We start from the raw sequence: 16,189 nt of genomic DNA, 5'->3' as shown, positions 1-16,189 counted from the left end.
TACAACCTCCAGTGTTAGTGTTCATCAGGTGTCCGGTCAAACATCCCTTTACGATTTGTTTCATCAGGAAAGAGGTTCATATTGCCGACCATGATCGTGTTTTTTGCAGAGAGCTGATCCAGCTTATACTGTTCGCTCAGCTCATATGGGTGGAACCATTTTTTGCTGATCATCAGTTCCGTAATCTCTTGGTGCATTGCAATTCCTTGCATCAGCTGTTTCCGCAGCAAGGCTCTTACATCTGGTGAAGCGGTTTCTGTCAAAGCTACAGCAGTATTCCTTACGCCTTCCTTAGCTCGTATAAGAAAATCCATCGCGAATGTAGTGTCTGCTAGTTCAGGCACATTCAGCGAATTAATGGGGTCTAAATGATCATTATTCAAAGAGGCTTACCTTCCTTTCAATTGATGATTGGCGTTGGGCGGCTTTGAGGGACAGGGGACTGAAATGAGGCACGCTCATAAACCGCCTGTAATTCAGTAAGGTCTTGAATGGATTGCTGCACATCTTTTTGCATCAAGTCCTTCAGTTCTTGGTCAAACACAAGTCCTTGCATTAACTTTGATTTCGCTATACAAAGTGTTTTAAAGTTCACGATTTCATGTAAGTCAACAGCCTCGTGAGCTGCCAATGTTTGATGATCCATATTGATGTAACCTCCTTTTATCAACGTTACATTTCCCGAAATGAAGTTGAAGCATACAGAAAATACACTCGTTATCATTTTTTGTTTTAAGAATCGCTGTTTTTCCTCGTTAGCGTACATTTCTTAAGACATGGAATAAACTGCACTTATAAAGGTGAAGGTATGGAAATTTATTTAGGGAAACTTGACATAGTGCTGTCAGGTTTCCTTTTGTATCATTAAATTGGATGACCAGTAAAAAGTATGGTTTTATAGGAGGCACTCGATATGAAGCTGTTGCAAATTAGACTTTTGGTGAATGATTTTAAGAAAAGCGTCGAGTTTTACAAAGATTCATTAGGACTTCCAATAAGTTGGTTAGAGAATGAAATGGAATATGCACTCTTTGATAATGGGGAAACGAAAATAGAGCTTTTATCTCGAGAAACGATGGCTGAAATCGTTGGAGAGGGAAAAAAATCGTTGGAAGGAGAAGCTCAATCAAAATTTTTGCTTCAGTTTAAGGTAGAAGATGTTGATAAAATGTATGACGATTTACACAAAAAAGGAGTTAAATGTGTGAATAAACCGCATGATCGCAAGGAATGGAGTGCCCGAGTTGCTCACTTCAGAGATCCAGATCATAACCTGATTGAAATATATAAAATGTTATGATTTTTCGACTCGCAAAATCATAGAATAACGTTTGAGAACGTACCTAATCATTTTTATACGCCCTGGTAAAAGAAAGCAAAGTCATAATAGGTTGCGGACACTGAACTTGCAGCATTTACGCTGATTTGTTTGGTGTCCGTTTTTGATGACTGGACAAATGATTAAGAGCCAAATGTAACATACCATCAATATAAGCCTGACTACCATTTATTTTGTATCCTTAATTGTCGAAAACATAGGAATAATTCCACTTTTGAAAGATCTAGTTTATGGTACATTGATAAATATATGGGAGGGGAGGGGGCATGGTATCTGAAAGTAAATCCTTAACTGGATGTAAGAAAGTCAAACGTACGGCATTTATAAGGGGAGGGTATAAGGTGAATAAGCTAAAGAGGCTAAGTATGCTAACGGTGATGATTGCATCTTTGTTCATTTTTTCTAGCCATGCACTTGCGGCTCAGTATTATACGGTTTCAACAAGCAGCGGTGCGCCTGTCAATATGCGCAGCGGCCCAGGTACAAGTTGGGGAATTGTAACGACCATTCCGAGCGGAACCCGCATCCCGATCTATTGCTACAAAACCGGTACAACTGTAACTGGAAAGTATGGAACGAGTAATATTTGGAATTACACAGAGCGGACGCTTGCCAGCGGGGAAATCGTTCCTGGATTTGTCTCTGATACATATATGTATACAGGCTCAGACGGTCCAGTTGTTCCTAAATGCAGCTGGTAGCATATGTTCTATCGTTTCTTAAAATGAAGGAATTGAAGAAAGAGGGATGACATTGACTAAACTGAAAATGCTGAGTATGTTAACCGTGATGATTGCATCTTTATTCATTTTTTCCAGTCAGGCACTTGCCGTTCAGTACTTTACTGTCTCAACAAGCAGCGGTGCGCCTGTCAATATGCGCAGCGGTCCTGGTACAAATTATCCTATTATGCTTTCCATTCCGAGCGGCTCCCGTGTTCCTTATTATTGTTACGCTTATGGAACGACTGTTACAGGGAAGTATGGAACGAGTAATATCTGGGACCAAATCCAGTGGAAAGATTCCCGGGGGATCGTGAATATTGGATATGTGTCTGACACATATGTGTACACAGGCTCAGACGGCCCTGTCGGTTACAAATGCAATTAGTTAAATACTCCGTACAATAGAATCTCTTCTTAAGGGCCTATCTAGGACGAACCATACCAACAACATTAGTTGGTATGGTTTTTGCTGCGATGAAGTCTTCCATACCTGCATTTGTGGTAATTTTCAAAAGAGATTCATGATGTTAGACACTGGTTGTTGTTGAGGACAAAATAACGAGCCGCTTTAGAGTTGTATCTAATGGTATAAAATACGGAATTAAAATAGGAAATAATCAATAGGAGAACGTAATGTACAAACCTATTTTTCGATGAAATCCCTAATATCACTTTGGTTAGACATCTCACATTGCGTTCTCGTTAGTGAAAAGTTCTTTTTACGCTTCGTGAAATCTTCTCTAATTCTATAGTTAGTTTTACCTGTCCTATTTTGAACACGTATGTTTCTTTTCTTTTTCTAACATGTCGTGTAACCTCTCAGAAAATTCTTTATGATGCATTGTGTACCCCGTATGATTTCCGGGGAATTCAACCAATTCTGTTTCCAATTGTTCCGCTAGGGCGTTCGCGCAACGATAAGGAAAAAGCTCCCGAGAAGCACTTCCGCCAGCTGGGAGTACCTTTATCGGTGAAGATGTAAACACAGTTTTTAATGCTTCAAAATCTAATGTATAGCTGAGAATTCCTTGAATTTCATACTCAGTGAAATACGTTGAATTGCCGAGAAGCCGCTTTGTCAGGACAGCCTTTGATTGTTCGTCTGTCTCTAATCTTGACATTAATTTAATGACTTCACTTCGGTGATTTTTCTTAAGGTCTTCCATGAATTGCTCGGCTTGTTTCAGCTCATTTCCATGCAGAAGCTGCAATAAGATTGGTTCGTGTGGGATCATGACATGTACTTGTTCGGGATGGCGTATGCACAGATCAAGCCCGATAACAGCCCCGGAGCTGCTTCCAAATACGTATGCCGGTTTATTGGTGATTTTGGCTAGAAGACGGTGAGCATCGTCACTGTGTGTTTCCACACGGTAATCCTCAATCTGATTGGCGAGATTGCTGCGGGAATGGCCGCGGCGATCGTAAGTAACAACCGAGTACCAGTTAGCCAGATGATTGGCAACATGATGGAACTTGTCGGCATCACCGCCTCCGCCGTGGACCAAAAGAATGATTGGACCTGAGCCACGCACCTGATAGTGGATGTTCGCGCCGGGTACTTGCAACGTTCCATTGTTTATCGTCATTTGTAGGACCTTCCTTTCTTCTCATCTCCCTTAACTTTACACAATTGGCCAATGGTATCATATGCAGGAAATAACTAAGAAACAAACTCGCCATATAAAAAGCACTGATGATTTTTCATCAGTGCTTCCGTTTTGTTTATTTAGAGTAGACAATTTTTTTTATTGTTTCATCAGAGAGGTGATATTCATCAGATAATTGATGAATGGTTTTGCCGTTTTTAAATGCTTTTTTAATAGAAGCGTTTCTGTCATCGATCAGCTTTCTTGTTCCTGAACACGCACCCCATTTTTGATGAGAGGATTCAGGTTTAGGGATATATATTGTTTTTCCTTGAACATACTTTTGAATTTCCGATATCAGCTTTTCAGGTAAAATAGCGGTTGCTTTTACATATGCCATTTCTGCCAGCTCCTTATTTTTTTATGTCAAATAAGGTGCAAAGCCACTATATCAGAAAAGCTTACTTGGGCGATCTTTTAGAAAGTCTACCCCATGCAAAGTATCGCCTTCCCAATAATAGGCTTTGCATGGGACGTTGCGGAATCTGGCATTCTCATCTTGCTTGCCATTTACATCACCTCCCTAACGATTTTCGATGATCACTTCCATTATAAAATAGAGTAAAGCCTTATGGCATCTTGTTAATTAAAGTTGGCAGTAAGAAAGGGACCTTCCCAGTGAGAGGGGCTAAGGCTGATTGGCAATCAAAAGAGTAAGATTCAAGCTATATTACTTTAGATTCAAAATATTGACAAATTGATGTATTTTCAACAATAGGGCAGTTTCTTCATGTATACTGAGTCTGTATTTACAATATTTAGAAAGGGGAAGTAAAATGAAAATCAGTATGCAAAAAGCAGATTTTTGGAAAAAGGCAGCGATCTCATTACTTGTTTTCACCATGTTTTTTACCCTGATGATGAGCGAAACGGTTTTTGCGGCGGGACTGAATAAAGATCAAAAGCGCCGGGCGGAACAGCTGACAAGTATCTTTGAAAACGGCACAACGGAGATCCAATATGGATATGTAGAGCGATTGGATGACGGGCGAGGCTATACATGCGGACGGGCAGGCTTTACAACGGCTACCGGGGATGCATTGGAAGTAGTGGAAGTATACACAAAGGCAGTTCCGAATAACAAACTGAAAAAGTATCTGCCTGAATTGCGCCGTCTGGCCAAGGAAGAAAGCGATGATACAAGCAATCTCAAGGGATTCGCTTCTGCTTGGAAGTCGCTTGCAAATGATAAGGAATTTCGCGCCGCTCAAGACAAAGTAAATGACCGTTTGTATTATCAGCCTGCCATGAAACGATCGGATAATGCCGGACTAAAAACAGCATTGGCAAGAGCTGTGATGTACGATACGGTTATTCAGCATGGCGATGGTGATGACCCTGACTCTTTTTATGCCTTGATTAAACGTACGAACAAAAAAGCGGGCGGATCACCTAAAGACGGAATAGACGAGAAGAAGTGGTTAAATAAATTCTTGGAGGTACGCTATGACGATCTGATGAATCCGGCCAATCATGACACCCGTGACGAATGGAGAGAATCAGTTGCCCGTGTGGACGTGCTTCGCTCTATCGCCAAGGAGAACAACTATAATCTAAACGGACCGATTCATGTTCGTTCAAACGAGTACGGTAATTTCGTAATCAAATAAGCAATTGAATGAGTAAAACGTCAGCGTTTCTTATCGATGTTTAGCCAGCATTTTCAGCACGATGTGGAAAAGACAAGAGACAAACAAGCCCTTGTCTTTCCTATATATGATAGTTCAGCATAAATATTTAAGAAAAATGTCAGTATTGAGTAATGAATGTATCACCAGGCGTATGCCTCAGGTGTCTCTCCTCCAGGTCCGGGAAAGATATCATTTAACATGCGGAGAATCTCCTCATCCAGACTGATTTCAACGGCTTTTATCGTATCACGCAGCTGCTCAACCGTTCGTGGTCCGATGATCGGAGCAGTTAAAACTGGATTTGCCAGCACCCATGCCAAAGCCACATTTGCTTCTTTTTCTCCTAGTTCTTTGCATAAATCTGAAAATTTCTCGAGTTGCAAACGATGTTTTTCAATTAAATCTGCTCTTTTTGCTGTACGAGTTCCGGCATTGCTTTTCAATGCCTTCCCGCCAAGAAGCCCTCCTGCAAGGGGACTCCACGCCACTACTCCTAAACCAAGATCCCGTGCAGCCGGCAGCACTTCCATCTCAGCTGTTCGTTCTAATAAACTATACTTATGCTGTTCAGTGACGAGTCCCATGAATCGCCGTTTTTCAGCTTCAGCTTGCGCTTTAACTAAATGCCAGCCTGCAAAATTACTGGATCCAATATAGTCTACTTTGCCGGAGCGAACCTGAGTCTCAAAAGCTTCCCATATCTCATCCCACGGTGTCCGCCTATCGATATGATGCATTTGGTACAATTCGATATGATCTGTCTGAAGCCGCTTCAGTGATCCTTCCAGGTGACGTCTGATTTTGTATAGAGACAAGCCCCTCATATCATTTGGCCCGTCATTCGAATCAGAAATCGGTTCATATACTTTTGTCGCCAGAACAACTTTCTCGCGGCGCTGTCCTCCTTGTGCAAACCATTTTCCAATGATGCTCTCTGTCAATCCTGCGTTTTTGCCCCAGCCGTAAATATTGGCAGTATCAAAAAATTGGATGCCGTTATCAAGCGCTTCATCCATGATACGGAACGCAGTCTTTTCGTCTGTATCAACTCCAAAATTCATCGTGCCTAAACATAAACGGCTCACCCGCAATCCTGTTCTCCCTAAATAGGTATACTCCACAACAAACCTCTCCTTTATCATTATTTTTTGCAACAGCTGCAATACAATTGATTCAACAATTGTTTCGCTCTTTGTTACGATTAAAAAGACGAAGCAAATGTAAAGCAGACGCAAAATTATAGGAGGTTTTTTCAAATGAATATAGAGGATCTATGGGATCAATTTCATCAGCCGTTAAAAACATATATTTCACAAAGGGTTAACGATCAATCTATCGTTGATGACCTCTTGCAAATCGTATTTATGAAAATACAAGTGCATCTCCCAAATCTGATCGATGAACAAAAGATCGACAGCTGGATTTATCGGATCACTAGAAATACGATTATTGATTTTTACCGTACAAAAAAAACAAGCGAAATATTGCCTGATGATCTACATTTTAATAACAGTGCAGAGGAAGAAAATTTCACCAAGGAAGCAGCTGTGTGTATTCGATCGACCATCAAACGGTTGCCTGAAAAGTATCGAGAGGCGCTCGAGTTAACTGAATTTCAGGGGTTATCACAGAAAGAGTTGAGTGAAAAGCTCGGCATTTCTTACTCAGGAGCAAAATCAAGGGTACAACGCGGACGGGGAAAATTAAAACAGCTGCTTGAGGGGTGCTGTCATATTGAAGCGGATCGATATGGAAATATCGTAGACTTTCGTATTTTAAAGGAATAACTGATGAACAAAGCCAGTTATTCCTTTAAAATAGTCCATCCGCATGAAGAGCATTTTCCCTTTGATGTTTGCAAGAGATGCATGTATAATATAAATCGTAATGTTTTCGATTTAATAAAAAGGAGTGTTGGAATGAACATTTTATTTTCAAAGCGGCTAGGCATATTAACGATTGGTTCATTACTCGTATTGGCAGGATGTCAGACTTCCGGTTCATCTAAAGGTGAGTCTAATAAAACAACATCATCCTCAGCAGTTGAAGAAGACTCTTCCAAAACGCAAGAGCAAACATCTGACAGTCATACACACGAACATTCTCACGATCATAGTCATGCGCATGATGAAGAAACAGAAAAAATATATGAAGGCTATTTTAAAAACAGCCAAGTAAAGGATCGCTTACTTTCTGATTGGGAAGGAGATTGGCAATCTGTATATCCATACCTGCAAGATGGTACTCTTGACGAAGTGTTTTCATATAATTCAGAACACGAAGGCGGCAAGACAGCTGAAGAATATAAAGAGTATTATAAAAAAGGCTATCAAACAGATGTTGACCGTATTGTAATCCAGAAAGATACTGTAACGTTCTTCAAAAATGGAAAAGAATATTCTGGTAAGTATACGTATGACGGGTACGAAATTCTAACCTATGATGCGGGCAATAGAGGGGTAAGATACATATTCAAACTAGCTAAAAAAGCAGAAGGGCTGCCTCAGTATATTCAGTTTAGTGATCATAGTATTTACCCGACTAAAGCTAGTCATTACCATCTCTATTGGGGGGACGACCGTGAAGCTTTACTTGATGAAGTCAAAAACTGGCCTACCTACTACCCGTCAAAAATGGATGGATACGATATTGCCCATGAGATGATGGCTCATTAAATGATGATTACTCTATGAAGTATGGTGTTCTTTTATCATAAAGCTGTTCTGCAACAGCCATTTATCACTGTGGAAAATGGCGCCTGTCCTTTATAGAGGTGAAATGCTTAAATGCTCCTGTTTAGCTGCTGACCCTCCGCCAGCAGCTTTTTGTCCGTTTTCTCTCTCCGCCAGCGGTAACTTCTTTTTCATTGACTCCTAAAAAATAAACAAAACATTAATAAAACAACGTTATTGCATTAACAAAGTGAAAATATCCCTTAGCCGGGTTCGTTGAAGAATAGAGTCCGCGTAACGTATTGACCAAACTCACGATGCTGCCGAGACTGGAGCTCGTGCTGCCGGAATTGGTTCCTTTATCATTATATTTTTTCATCGTGGCATTTGCCGGGACCCTGTTAATCGTTGTCGTCGCCCCCGCCTTCATTCGATATACATCGGTAAGTGGACCAAGACCGTCAATTACACCGTAGCCTGATTTCTGCGATATCAAAATATGCGGCATTTTCCTCTCTGAAAGTACGGCGTTCTGCAATGAATGTTGGCATCCAACAAGAGGCAATTGATCAGTTGGGGGAGCCACTTCATAAAGAATATGTTTCAAGCTGGTGCTTATTGCTGCCAGCTTGTTTATGTTTATCGGTACTAATGATGGTTGATGATGCCGGTAAACAGCTAGCGGATTGCCGAAGAAAGGCAGGGGTACCAACGAAAGCCTCTGTTTCTCCAATGCGCCCGAATAGCTAAAGTAGCTTTCAGAAAAAAGCAACTGAATTTTTAATTTACTGCCCGATCTGCAAATTGTTTAATCATAGTTCTTTTATTCACATATTCATTATTGTTAAATAAAGTAGAGGAAATCAATTGCTAAAGAAAAAACTTTAGGCAGTTATTTATATGTAGAAGGAGAGGCAAGCAATGAAAAATAGAGAGGAAGCAATTGATTATTGTTTGAGCTTTAAAAATGTATATGAAGATTACCCGTTTCGTGATAAAAATTGGACGTTAATGCGACACATAGAAAACAGAAAGGTGTTTGCGTGGATATTTAAAAAAAATGATTATATTTGGATCAATGTGAAGTGCGAACCCGGTTTTCTCGATTTTTGGAGACAGAAATACACTTCGGTCGTTCCAGCATTTCATCTCAATAAAGAGCATTGGAATTCTATCATTCTTGACGGAACTGTCCCAGATAAAGACATATACGATATGATAACACAAAGCTACATGTTAACTAAAACCAAGTAAGCGACAGGCCCGAGGGAGAGGGGATGTAATATGTAAAGCCTTGAAGTGCTGCAAGAGACTTGCGTCTTGATATGGAATCTATAAGGTGAGCATTGTAAAGGAAAAAAGCTTAATCTTTTTAAGGATTAAGCTTTTTAAAAAGTTCAATTATATGTACCGACCCATTTACATCATCTAAGCCTGTCAGTCTTGAATGACTTGCCTCATAAACTAAGCCACGACTACAGTAGATACTTTAAACATCTTCTGACAGATACTCCCCCTCCTTTTTCCAACTATTTTAAGTTGCGTAACAAATCATAAACCCTGTTGTGACGATAGGGTCAATACTTTTCCTGCTTAACATGTAATTGTTATGAAACTGGAAAGATCATTTATTGGCGGATCTTTTTAAGAAAACGAAAAAGAAGATAACAGATTGATCGCAAGATTGCTCAGTTAAGATTTTGAAGGTAACCGTGTATAGTGTAAGAAAGAATTCTTAGAGCTAAGACGAAAGGATGAGATGGATGAAGGAATATTTTACAATTGGCGAAACAGCCCGTCTAAATAACATCTCAATTCAAACATTGCGCTATTATGATAGGATCGGAATTTTCAAGCCTTATTATACAGATCAGGATAATGGTTATCGGTATTATCATGTCAAACAGTTCTTTTATTTAGATGTTATCAAGTATCTAAAATATATTAGGACACCTCTAGAAGAAATTAAGCGTTTCAGCTCATATACTTGCACCCCAGAAGATATGCAACACTTTCTTGAGGAGAAAGAAAGCGTTATTGTGCAAGAAATGGAAAAGCTCGAACGTGCTCGTCAATTACTTCATAGGAGACGAAAACAGCTTAATGAACAATTAGAAATATGCAGTAAAAAAGATGAAGGTTTCGTTTATTTTCGGTATATAGATAAACAAACAATATTAAAAGTAGAGACGCCTCAAGTTAATCCTCATAATCAATCCGATTTGTATTACAGAAAGCTGGCTGACGTTGTCGAAAAAATAGGAGATGTAATAGATAACTATTATGGATTCATTTATGATTTCAAGCCCTATAAGGATTCTCGTGAAATTTGTTGCAATAGTATTTATACGACTGTTTGCAGTGGGAAAAAAATAGACATAGGAGAAAAAAACATGAGGTTAGATACGATCCCATCTGGTGAATATGTATGTATTGCATTTAATTGGTCTGCAAAAAATTATGATGAGTATTATCAAAAGCTTTATCAATATATTGAATCTCACGGCATCCAAACGGATGGAAAAGTATATCAAGTTTCTCTTCCAATCGACTATAACTCATTAAGAGAAGAAAACTTCCTTACAGAATTAAGAGTGCTAAAAAATAATTAACCCTTGACCCTATAGCTGCTATAGGGTTTATGATTTGTTCATCATATTCATTCATGAAAGGAAGGATGTATAATATGACAAATAAAGAAGGTATGCGCTTCGGTTATTCATGCCGCAATGGCAAGGCGATAACAACCCTTACGTACTCGGAGCACACTTATTAAACTGGCTTGCTCCCAAAACGAATGGCCCATTTGAAGAAGTACTTGTCGATTTAGATGCGGATCTTGAAAAAGAGCAGGGGATTATTGGAAGGAGTTTTTGATTAAAGCAAGCTCGGTCTGCCTAAAGTTTAATTCAAAAGCACAGCCCTGATCGTGTTATCGTTTTTGGCGGGGCGTGCAGTATAGAGCTTGCTCCTTTGCATACTTAAACGAGAAATACGATGGAGATACTGCTTTATTATCGGTTGATTGATACCCTGACACCTCAGTCCCTGCCCACTATACTCATGTACTTCTAATTTGCTGGTTTAGCTTTTATCATTGTTGTTTTGATGCATCTCAAATTTTAATAAAAATTAAATCTTAAACAAAAGGAGCGATGAAGATGAGAGCACCGATAGATGAACCAATTTGGTACGCCTACCCTGGAATGGTAGCTGTAGTTACTGTTCAATATGAAGGTGAAAAAAACGCAATGGCTTCTGGGTGGCATACGTACATTGGATCTTCTCCTGGAATGTATGGGATATCAGTAAACAAAGAGACATATACTTACAAAATGATTGAGAAAAGTGGTGTTTTCGGTGTGAATTTTCTTCCGGGGAGATGTTCGGGATTAATTCAAGCATTAGGCACCCATAGTGGTAGAGATATAAATAAGTTTGAAGCATTTCATATTCAATACGAAAAAGGGCTAAAAGCCGAGGTGCCGATTTTAACTGATGCTTATTTTGCTTATGAGTGTAAAGTACACAGTGTTTCCACGTTGGGCGATCAAGAGTGGATTGTGGGAGAAGTTTTACAGAGATATCAAGATAAAGAGCTTTTCCTGAAAAATGGAATGCCTGATTTAGAAAAACTGGATATTCCGCTTCACATTGGAAAATCGAGCTACCGAATATTAAACAGCAAAGCAGAGGAACGTCAACACGCATTTGATCCCACAACGGATTGAGACCAGTTGATTTCGCTTGAAATCTATAGGCTTATACAAAGCAAAAAAGAGACCCAAAAACCGCAAAGCTTCTTCAAGAAAGCTTTGCGGTTTTTATATGTCTAAGCCTCGATTCATCTCACCATAAAAAGGTATTTCAACTTTCTCTTTTGATCGACAATAGTCCATAAAGGGAAGAACATTTCCCACACAAGTCGCGGCAGTAATCTCCATAGGTGTGTTTGCATGGCCCCACTTTATATGGTTTTGTTTAAATCTAATAAAAAACAGACGCCATAAAGATTTCTTATGGCGTCTGATGGATATGAGGTAAGGTGTGTTCTTAATAGCCACCAAAGAAAGATGTCCCAACGATGATTAATAGGATGAATAGAACTACAATTAATGGAAATGACCTCATAACATCACCTTCCTTAAAAGAGGATAGTACATGATATGCAGATCGAGCTTATTCGATAGTGATGCTAGTTTAATTGATGTAAAAATATTTTTTAGCCTAAGGCTGGACTGCTAACTGATCTTTATTAGTTATTGGATCATACTTATCATTTTGGAATGAATCCGTTTCAAAGTGATGTGTTGTTCTCGGCACTTCCTGGTGCAATCGAGCTATATGAAGCCACTCCCCTTTTATGGAACTACATCCAAAACTTCCTTCTCTCTTGCAGACCCTTAATCATTTGACTTGCATATCGAGCGTAAGCATGCCTCATCTAAAAATAAAGTGCACCATCTGCCATTTGTTTTAACATTTTTAAGACAGTGATGCACACCTTTTGCGTTGAGCAAATGGAACAGGTTCAGAAGGGGCGAGCTGCTCCTTACTTCACCCAGATAAAAGACGGAGATAGACGGCATGTACCGAAGCTAACTGAAAGTTAAATTGAAATGAAAAAAGGGGCATGTTAAGCCCCCTTTAAGACGATCGAGAGCTTCTCAATAGCCTAATGCATTGTATGTTTAACATGTTTTAATTTTTCACAACGGATAAACTGACACTGTTGCCTGAGACTGTTACTTTAGCGAAGTCTTGTGTATCAATTACAGGTGTTATTGCTTTGTTGTCGATGGTGATGTTTGTAAAAGATGTAGAAAAGTTTGATTTGATAGATTGGCGTGACCCTGTTGTAGCAACTGTAGCGAGCGCTTTCCATTTGGAGATGGAGCCGACATTTGTTTTGCTGATTTCTGAAATGAGACGGCCGTTGTATCCCGCATTGTTCGTGCCCCAGTATGTAGCGCGGGTATTGCCGTTAAGATTTTTGTAGATGGTAAGTTGTACGGTGCTGCCGGGACGGAAGCCTTTCGTATTCGTGAATTGGCTTCCTCCTTCGAGGTACTGAACCTGATCCTGTCCTTTTGAACCGACTTTCATATATGGTTTCCATACGTTATATTTATCACTGTACTGAAACCCGATATCGGATTCTGTGCCCCCGCTAAAGCCAGAGTAGATATAGGCTGTCCCATTTGAAACCTGAATGGAGCTAGGAAGCTGGATTTTCGTAACAAAAATTGCACCAGTGCTGTTCAAGTAAGCCCTCCCGCCGATTCCATCAGTTAGCTGTGATGCAGCTTCTGCGGTTTTTGGGCTAATAATACCCGGCACATCTACTGCACATGTGCCAAAAAGCAGAGTTGCCGTAAGCGCACCCGCAAGCAGTCCTTTTTTTATCATCATTGTTTCCCCCTATAAATTATAATTAGAAAACGCTATCATCTTGTATTATAAAACATTATGAAAATAATTCCATAATCAACATGAAAATAGACACAGAATTTACACATTATGACTTTGTATATCTGGCAAACGGTCGATTCGCAATCTCGAAAAATGTCCTGTGAAGTGTACATGTTACGATAACTTTTCAATCGATACTTGTGCTTTATTGAAATAGAAAAGCTATAGAGATGGGGGAGAAATAAGAGGGGGAAAGAGCGAAAACACTGTAATCAGATATGTGTGCATAACTCAATTGTTTGTTAGAAAAGAAGTGGGCTTTTTCAGCCCGCTTCTTAGTTCATGTTTCCCTTCAGGAGACTGTCTTTTTCATTTACATTGGATAACAAACCCGAATTCATACTTCTCCCTTTTGTAAATTTACTGAAAAATTGTTTATAACCAGAGCCCCTTACATTCAATGTCCAACACGACTCCTTTGATTTTCATCTAATATTTCAAACAATTTTTTGTACTTTGATATGATTTCTTGGTCCACAATTTTCTGGCCTGAATTGAAAAAGGTGATTGAGCCCGATCCTTTACCAAGCTGGTTACGATCTGCAAGAACTTTTTTCAACTGTTTTGCAGTACCGACACTGCCTGAAATCATATCAACTTTTATCCCAAACAGTTTTTCAAAACTGTTTTTGAAAAACGGAAAATGAGTGCATCCTAACACAATCGTTCCGTATTGTTTCAAATCAAAAGAAGATAGTTCGTTCTTTAGATATTTAATGATTTTGTCTTCACTAAAATCAAAGTTCTCAGCAAATTCAACTAGTCCTGGAAGAGCTAAGCAATCAACTAGGTCATGGTGATCAATTTCTTTAACTAGATTATGAAATTTCTCTTCTTTAAGCGTCAAATTAGTAGCAACTACCAGAACTCTTTTTCTTTCCTCTGTACATTTATTTATAGCAGGCTTTACAGCGGGTTCGATTCCGATTATCGGAAAGTCGAAGTTTCTCCGAAGATCCTCTATCGCAATGCTAGTAGCTGTATTACACGCAATAACAAGAGCTTTGATATTTTGACTGGCCAGAAATTTAGCTGCATTGAAAATATATTCTTTAACTTTACCCTTTGATTTTTCACCGTATGGAACGTTTAACGTATCTGCATAAAAAATGTAATCTTCATAAGGAAGAACTTTTATGGCCTCATACAATACAGTCATGCCACCAATTCCAGAATCAAAAAATCCTATTTTCATCACTTCTCACGCTTTCTGTCTCATTCTTTTTTTATCATATGACTTTATATCATCTGAATCAAACGAAAAATAACCATTTTACTATTCGAATTTAATATGGGAGGTATCAATTTTTCGAATAGGGAGCAAAACTGGAGAAGGGGAGATAAGATCGAAATGTTGGTGATGTATTGTGGTTGTGGTGAAATCATCAAGACCGCATCGTATCAATGGGATGATTGATAACCCGACTCAATTAGCTTTGAAAATGTAGGAGTATTTAAATTTCCAAAGTCAGGGGATGAAATTACGAAAAAAAAGCAAACTGCCTGTCAAAGTTTGCTTTTTGCTCTATCAATGAGGTGCGCCTATATTTTTATATCCTCTTGGCAAAGCTGATTTAAAAGCTGCTTAACCGAAATTTCCTCAGTCAATGACCGTATCCCTTGACCTGCCCATAAAGACATCTGATCATGGTTATTTTGAAGTGAAGCCTGCTGTCTCATTGCCTTCGTTAGTGTATTTTGATAAGGGTACGGAAGGGTTTGTGTCTCAAACTGTTCTTTTTCTTCCATCCATTTATTTACGATTCCTCTGGCCTCTTTACCTGAAAATAATGTCGTAAGCTTTGTATCTGCTTCGTTTGCTTCTAGTATTTTCTGTTTATGTACTGGATGTGCGTTACTCTCGTGACAAATTAAAAAGGCAGAACCGATTTGAACTCCTTGGGCTCCAAGGGTTAAAGCTGCTTTTACTCCTCTGTGGTCTATCATCCCCCCAGCAGCTATGACAGGTACGCTCAGTGCATCTGCTGCTTGTGGAATCAGAGCCATTAAACCTACGGCAGATTCACCTTTGGAAGGTAAGAATGCTCCGCGATGTCCACCGGCTTCACTTCCTTGAAGGACTACTATATCCATTCCCCGTTCTTCCATTAACAATGCTTCTTCTACTGTTGAAGCGGTTCCTATTAAACAGCATCCAGCGGTTTTTAGCTCCTTTACTGCGTCTTCAGGCGGCAGATCAAAAGTGAATGAGCAAGCCTTAACCTTGTATTTTAAAATTAGATCAATTTTTTGATAGAAGTCATCCCATTCTTCTTGTACAGATGTGAATTGATTTACTTGATTAGCTAACGGTATGTTTTCTTTCCACTTTTTAATCTGATCTTTTGGTGGCATCTCTAGACCTAGCGGAACAAACACATTAATTTGAAAAGGAGCGTCTGTCAGCTCAAACATTTCTTTTATTTGTTGTTCTAGCAGGTCTGGCGTAAGATACCCCGATGCTAAGCTGCCAAGAGCACCTTGATTCGAAACTGCAGATGCAAGTCGGGGCTTTGTAATACCGCCAGCCATTGGAGCTTGAATAATCGGTTTTGTTAAGGAAAACTTCTTCATAAATTCATTCATACCGAATCCCCCCGTTAAGACATGATTTTTGAAAAAAGTGTCATTTTAAAATTTACTCAAAAACTCGTATTCGCTTAAATATATCGTTTTCCTTCTTTTTGTCAATCTCTCATAC

General features: G+C 39.3%; 19 protein-coding genes and 1 pseudogene. 10 read left to right on the top strand and 10 right to left on the bottom strand.

The genetic code is table 11. The features are described from left to right. Nucleotides 1-14 precede the first annotated feature (14 nt). Entirely contained in the window at nt 15-383 is a 369-nt protein-coding gene (locus NX903_RS12700) for a spore coat protein (RefSeq protein ID WP_009967868.1), read from the bottom strand. A 17-nt stretch (nt 384-400) separates the two neighbouring features. Further along, complete coding sequence (locus tag NX903_RS12695; protein ID WP_077671560.1) at nt 401-646, bottom strand: spore gernimation protein GerQ; 246 nt, start codon at nt 644-646, stop codon at nt 401-403. 267 nt (nt 647-913) lie between these two features. Here NX903_RS12695 and NX903_RS12690 point away from each other — a divergent pair, with 267 nt between their 5' ends. From NX903_RS12690 to NX903_RS12680, 3 genes are all read left to right on the top strand, one after another. Next, nucleotides 914-1,300, top strand: a complete 387-nt coding sequence (locus tag NX903_RS12690) for a VOC family protein (protein ID WP_024571544.1) — start codon at nt 914-916, stop codon at nt 1,298-1,300. 380 nt (nt 1,301-1,680) lie between these two features. Next, the gene (locus tag NX903_RS12685; protein ID WP_119899611.1) at nt 1,681-2,040 is read left to right on the top strand and encodes an SH3 domain-containing protein; all 360 of its coding nucleotides are present in this window, start codon (nt 1,681-1,683) and stop codon (nt 2,038-2,040) included. A 52-nt stretch (nt 2,041-2,092) separates the two neighbouring features. Further along, nucleotides 2,093-2,449, top strand: coding sequence for an SH3 domain-containing protein (locus NX903_RS12680; RefSeq protein WP_014664754.1), 357 nt, complete (start codon nt 2,093-2,095; stop codon nt 2,447-2,449). A 382-nt stretch (nt 2,450-2,831) separates the two neighbouring features. Here NX903_RS12680 and NX903_RS12675 read toward each other — a convergent pair whose 3' ends face one another. Further along, nucleotides 2,832-3,653 carry an alpha/beta fold hydrolase gene (locus NX903_RS12675; RefSeq protein ID WP_086344123.1) on the bottom strand — a complete coding sequence of 274 codons (822 nt, stop codon included), beginning with the start codon at nt 3,651-3,653 and terminating at the stop codon, nt 2,832-2,834. A 136-nt stretch (nt 3,654-3,789) separates the two neighbouring features. Further along, on the bottom strand, nt 3,790-4,053 hold the full coding sequence (locus NX903_RS12670) for a CD3324 family protein (protein WP_015384191.1): 264 nt from the start codon (nt 4,051-4,053) through the stop codon (nt 3,790-3,792). A gap of 436 nt (nt 4,054-4,489) precedes the next feature. On the opposite strand from NX903_RS12670, the gene csn reads away from it, so the two are divergent. Continuing rightward, on the top strand, nt 4,490-5,323 hold the full coding sequence (csn, locus tag NX903_RS12665) for a chitosanase (protein ID WP_086344122.1): 834 nt from the start codon (nt 4,490-4,492) through the stop codon (nt 5,321-5,323). Nucleotides 5,324-5,484: 161 nt separating this feature from the next. Here csn and NX903_RS12660 read toward each other — a convergent pair whose 3' ends face one another. Beyond that, a complete protein-coding gene (locus NX903_RS12660) occupies nt 5,485-6,465 on the bottom strand; it encodes an aldo/keto reductase (RefSeq protein WP_086344121.1) in 981 nt (326 codons plus the stop codon). Nucleotides 6,466-6,600: 135 nt separating this feature from the next. On the opposite strand from NX903_RS12660, the gene sigZ reads away from it, so the two are divergent. Both sigZ and NX903_RS12650 read left to right on the top strand, forming a co-directional pair. Then, complete coding sequence (gene sigZ, locus NX903_RS12655) at nt 6,601-7,131, top strand: RNA polymerase sigma factor SigZ (RefSeq protein ID WP_024571550.1); 531 nt, start codon at nt 6,601-6,603, stop codon at nt 7,129-7,131. Nucleotides 7,132-7,263: 132 nt separating this feature from the next. Further along, on the top strand, nt 7,264-8,019 hold the full coding sequence (locus tag NX903_RS12650; RefSeq protein ID WP_086344120.1) for a metal-binding protein ZinT: 756 nt from the start codon (nt 7,264-7,266) through the stop codon (nt 8,017-8,019). A 244-nt stretch (nt 8,020-8,263) separates the two neighbouring features. On the opposite strand, the pseudogene NX903_RS12645 reads toward NX903_RS12650, so the two are convergent. Beyond that, nucleotides 8,264-8,555: pseudogene (locus NX903_RS12645) on the bottom strand (phospholipid phosphatase); the annotation flags it as partial. A gap of 382 nt (nt 8,556-8,937) precedes the next feature. Between NX903_RS12645 and NX903_RS12640 the strand changes: the two are divergent. From NX903_RS12640 to NX903_RS12625, 4 genes are all read left to right on the top strand, one after another. Further along, nucleotides 8,938-9,270, top strand: a complete 333-nt coding sequence (locus NX903_RS12640) for an MmcQ/YjbR family DNA-binding protein (protein WP_128738060.1) — start codon at nt 8,938-8,940, stop codon at nt 9,268-9,270. Between the two features lie 509 nt (nt 9,271-9,779). Further along, nucleotides 9,780-10,628, top strand: a complete 849-nt coding sequence (locus NX903_RS12635) for a MerR family transcriptional regulator (protein WP_124058742.1) — start codon at nt 9,780-9,782, stop codon at nt 10,626-10,628. A gap of 109 nt (nt 10,629-10,737) precedes the next feature. Next, nucleotides 10,738-10,893, top strand: a complete 156-nt coding sequence (locus tag NX903_RS12630; protein ID WP_128738059.1) for an arginase — start codon at nt 10,738-10,740, stop codon at nt 10,891-10,893. Nucleotides 10,894-11,177: 284 nt separating this feature from the next. Beyond that, on the top strand, nt 11,178-11,747 hold the full coding sequence (locus NX903_RS12625) for a flavin reductase family protein (protein WP_024571554.1): 570 nt from the start codon (nt 11,178-11,180) through the stop codon (nt 11,745-11,747). A gap of 322 nt (nt 11,748-12,069) precedes the next feature. On the opposite strand, the gene NX903_RS12620 is transcribed toward NX903_RS12625, so the two are convergent. The 4 genes from NX903_RS12620 to NX903_RS12605 form a co-directional block, all read right to left on the bottom strand. Beyond that, nucleotides 12,070-12,147: a YjcZ family sporulation protein gene (locus NX903_RS12620; protein WP_072175780.1), complete on the bottom strand. Its 78-nt coding sequence runs from the start codon at nt 12,145-12,147 to the stop codon at nt 12,070-12,072. Nucleotides 12,148-12,717: 570 nt separating this feature from the next. Further along, nucleotides 12,718-13,425, bottom strand: coding sequence for a YrpD family protein (locus NX903_RS12615; protein ID WP_086344119.1), 708 nt, complete (start codon nt 13,423-13,425; stop codon nt 12,718-12,720). 460 nt (nt 13,426-13,885) lie between these two features. After that, nucleotides 13,886-14,683: a glutamate racemase gene (gene murI, locus NX903_RS12610; RefSeq protein WP_024571555.1), complete on the bottom strand. Its 798-nt coding sequence runs from the start codon at nt 14,681-14,683 to the stop codon at nt 13,886-13,888. A 347-nt stretch (nt 14,684-15,030) separates the two neighbouring features. Continuing rightward, nucleotides 15,031-16,074 (bottom strand): nitronate monooxygenase, encoded by a 1,044-nt coding sequence (locus tag NX903_RS12605; protein ID WP_086344117.1) that lies wholly within the window; start codon nt 16,072-16,074, stop codon nt 15,031-15,033. Nucleotides 16,075-16,189 lie beyond the last annotated feature (115 nt).

The organism is Bacillus sp. FSL R5-0576, from assembly GCF_038004765.1.
GTDB lineage: Bacteria > Bacillota > Bacilli > Bacillales > Bacillaceae > Bacillus > Bacillus subtilis.
This window is presented reverse-complemented; position numbering and strand designations above follow the sequence as displayed.

Bases quoted from the DNA above. Each gene is read 5' to 3' on its own strand.
- NX903_RS12695 (WP_077671560.1), bottom strand. From the start codon at position 646: ATGGATCATCAAACATTGGCAGCTCACGAGGCTGTTGACTTACATGAA.
- NX903_RS12690 (WP_024571544.1), top strand. From the start codon at position 914: ATGAAGCTGTTGCAAATTAGACTTTTGGTGAATGATTTTAAGAAAAGC.
- NX903_RS12675 (WP_086344123.1), bottom strand. From the start codon at position 3,653: ATGACGATAAACAATGGAACGTTGCAAGTACCCGGCGCGAACATCCAC.
- NX903_RS12670 (WP_015384191.1), bottom strand. From the start codon at position 4,053: ATGGCATATGTAAAAGCAACCGCTATTTTACCTGAAAAGCTGATATCG.
- csn (WP_086344122.1), top strand. From the start codon at position 4,490: ATGAAAATCAGTATGCAAAAAGCAGATTTTTGGAAAAAGGCAGCGATC.
- sigZ (WP_024571550.1), top strand. From the start codon at position 6,601: ATGAATATAGAGGATCTATGGGATCAATTTCATCAGCCGTTAAAAACA.
- NX903_RS12650 (WP_086344120.1), top strand. From the start codon at position 7,264: ATGAACATTTTATTTTCAAAGCGGCTAGGCATATTAACGATTGGTTCA.
- NX903_RS12640 (WP_128738060.1), top strand. From the start codon at position 8,938: ATGAAAAATAGAGAGGAAGCAATTGATTATTGTTTGAGCTTTAAAAAT.
- NX903_RS12635 (WP_124058742.1), top strand. From the start codon at position 9,780: ATGAAGGAATATTTTACAATTGGCGAAACAGCCCGTCTAAATAACATC.
- NX903_RS12630 (WP_128738059.1), top strand. From the start codon at position 10,738: ATGCCGCAATGGCAAGGCGATAACAACCCTTACGTACTCGGAGCACAC.
- NX903_RS12625 (WP_024571554.1), top strand. From the start codon at position 11,178: ATGAGAGCACCGATAGATGAACCAATTTGGTACGCCTACCCTGGAATG.
- NX903_RS12620 (WP_072175780.1), bottom strand. From the start codon at position 12,147: ATGAGGTCATTTCCATTAATTGTAGTTCTATTCATCCTATTAATCATC.
- NX903_RS12615 (WP_086344119.1), bottom strand. From the start codon at position 13,425: ATGATAAAAAAAGGACTGCTTGCGGGTGCGCTTACGGCAACTCTGCTT.
- murI (WP_024571555.1), bottom strand. From the start codon at position 14,683: ATGAAAATAGGATTTTTTGATTCTGGAATTGGTGGCATGACTGTATTG.
- NX903_RS12605 (WP_086344117.1), bottom strand. From the start codon at position 16,074: ATGAATGAATTTATGAAGAAGTTTTCCTTAACAAAACCGATTATTCAA.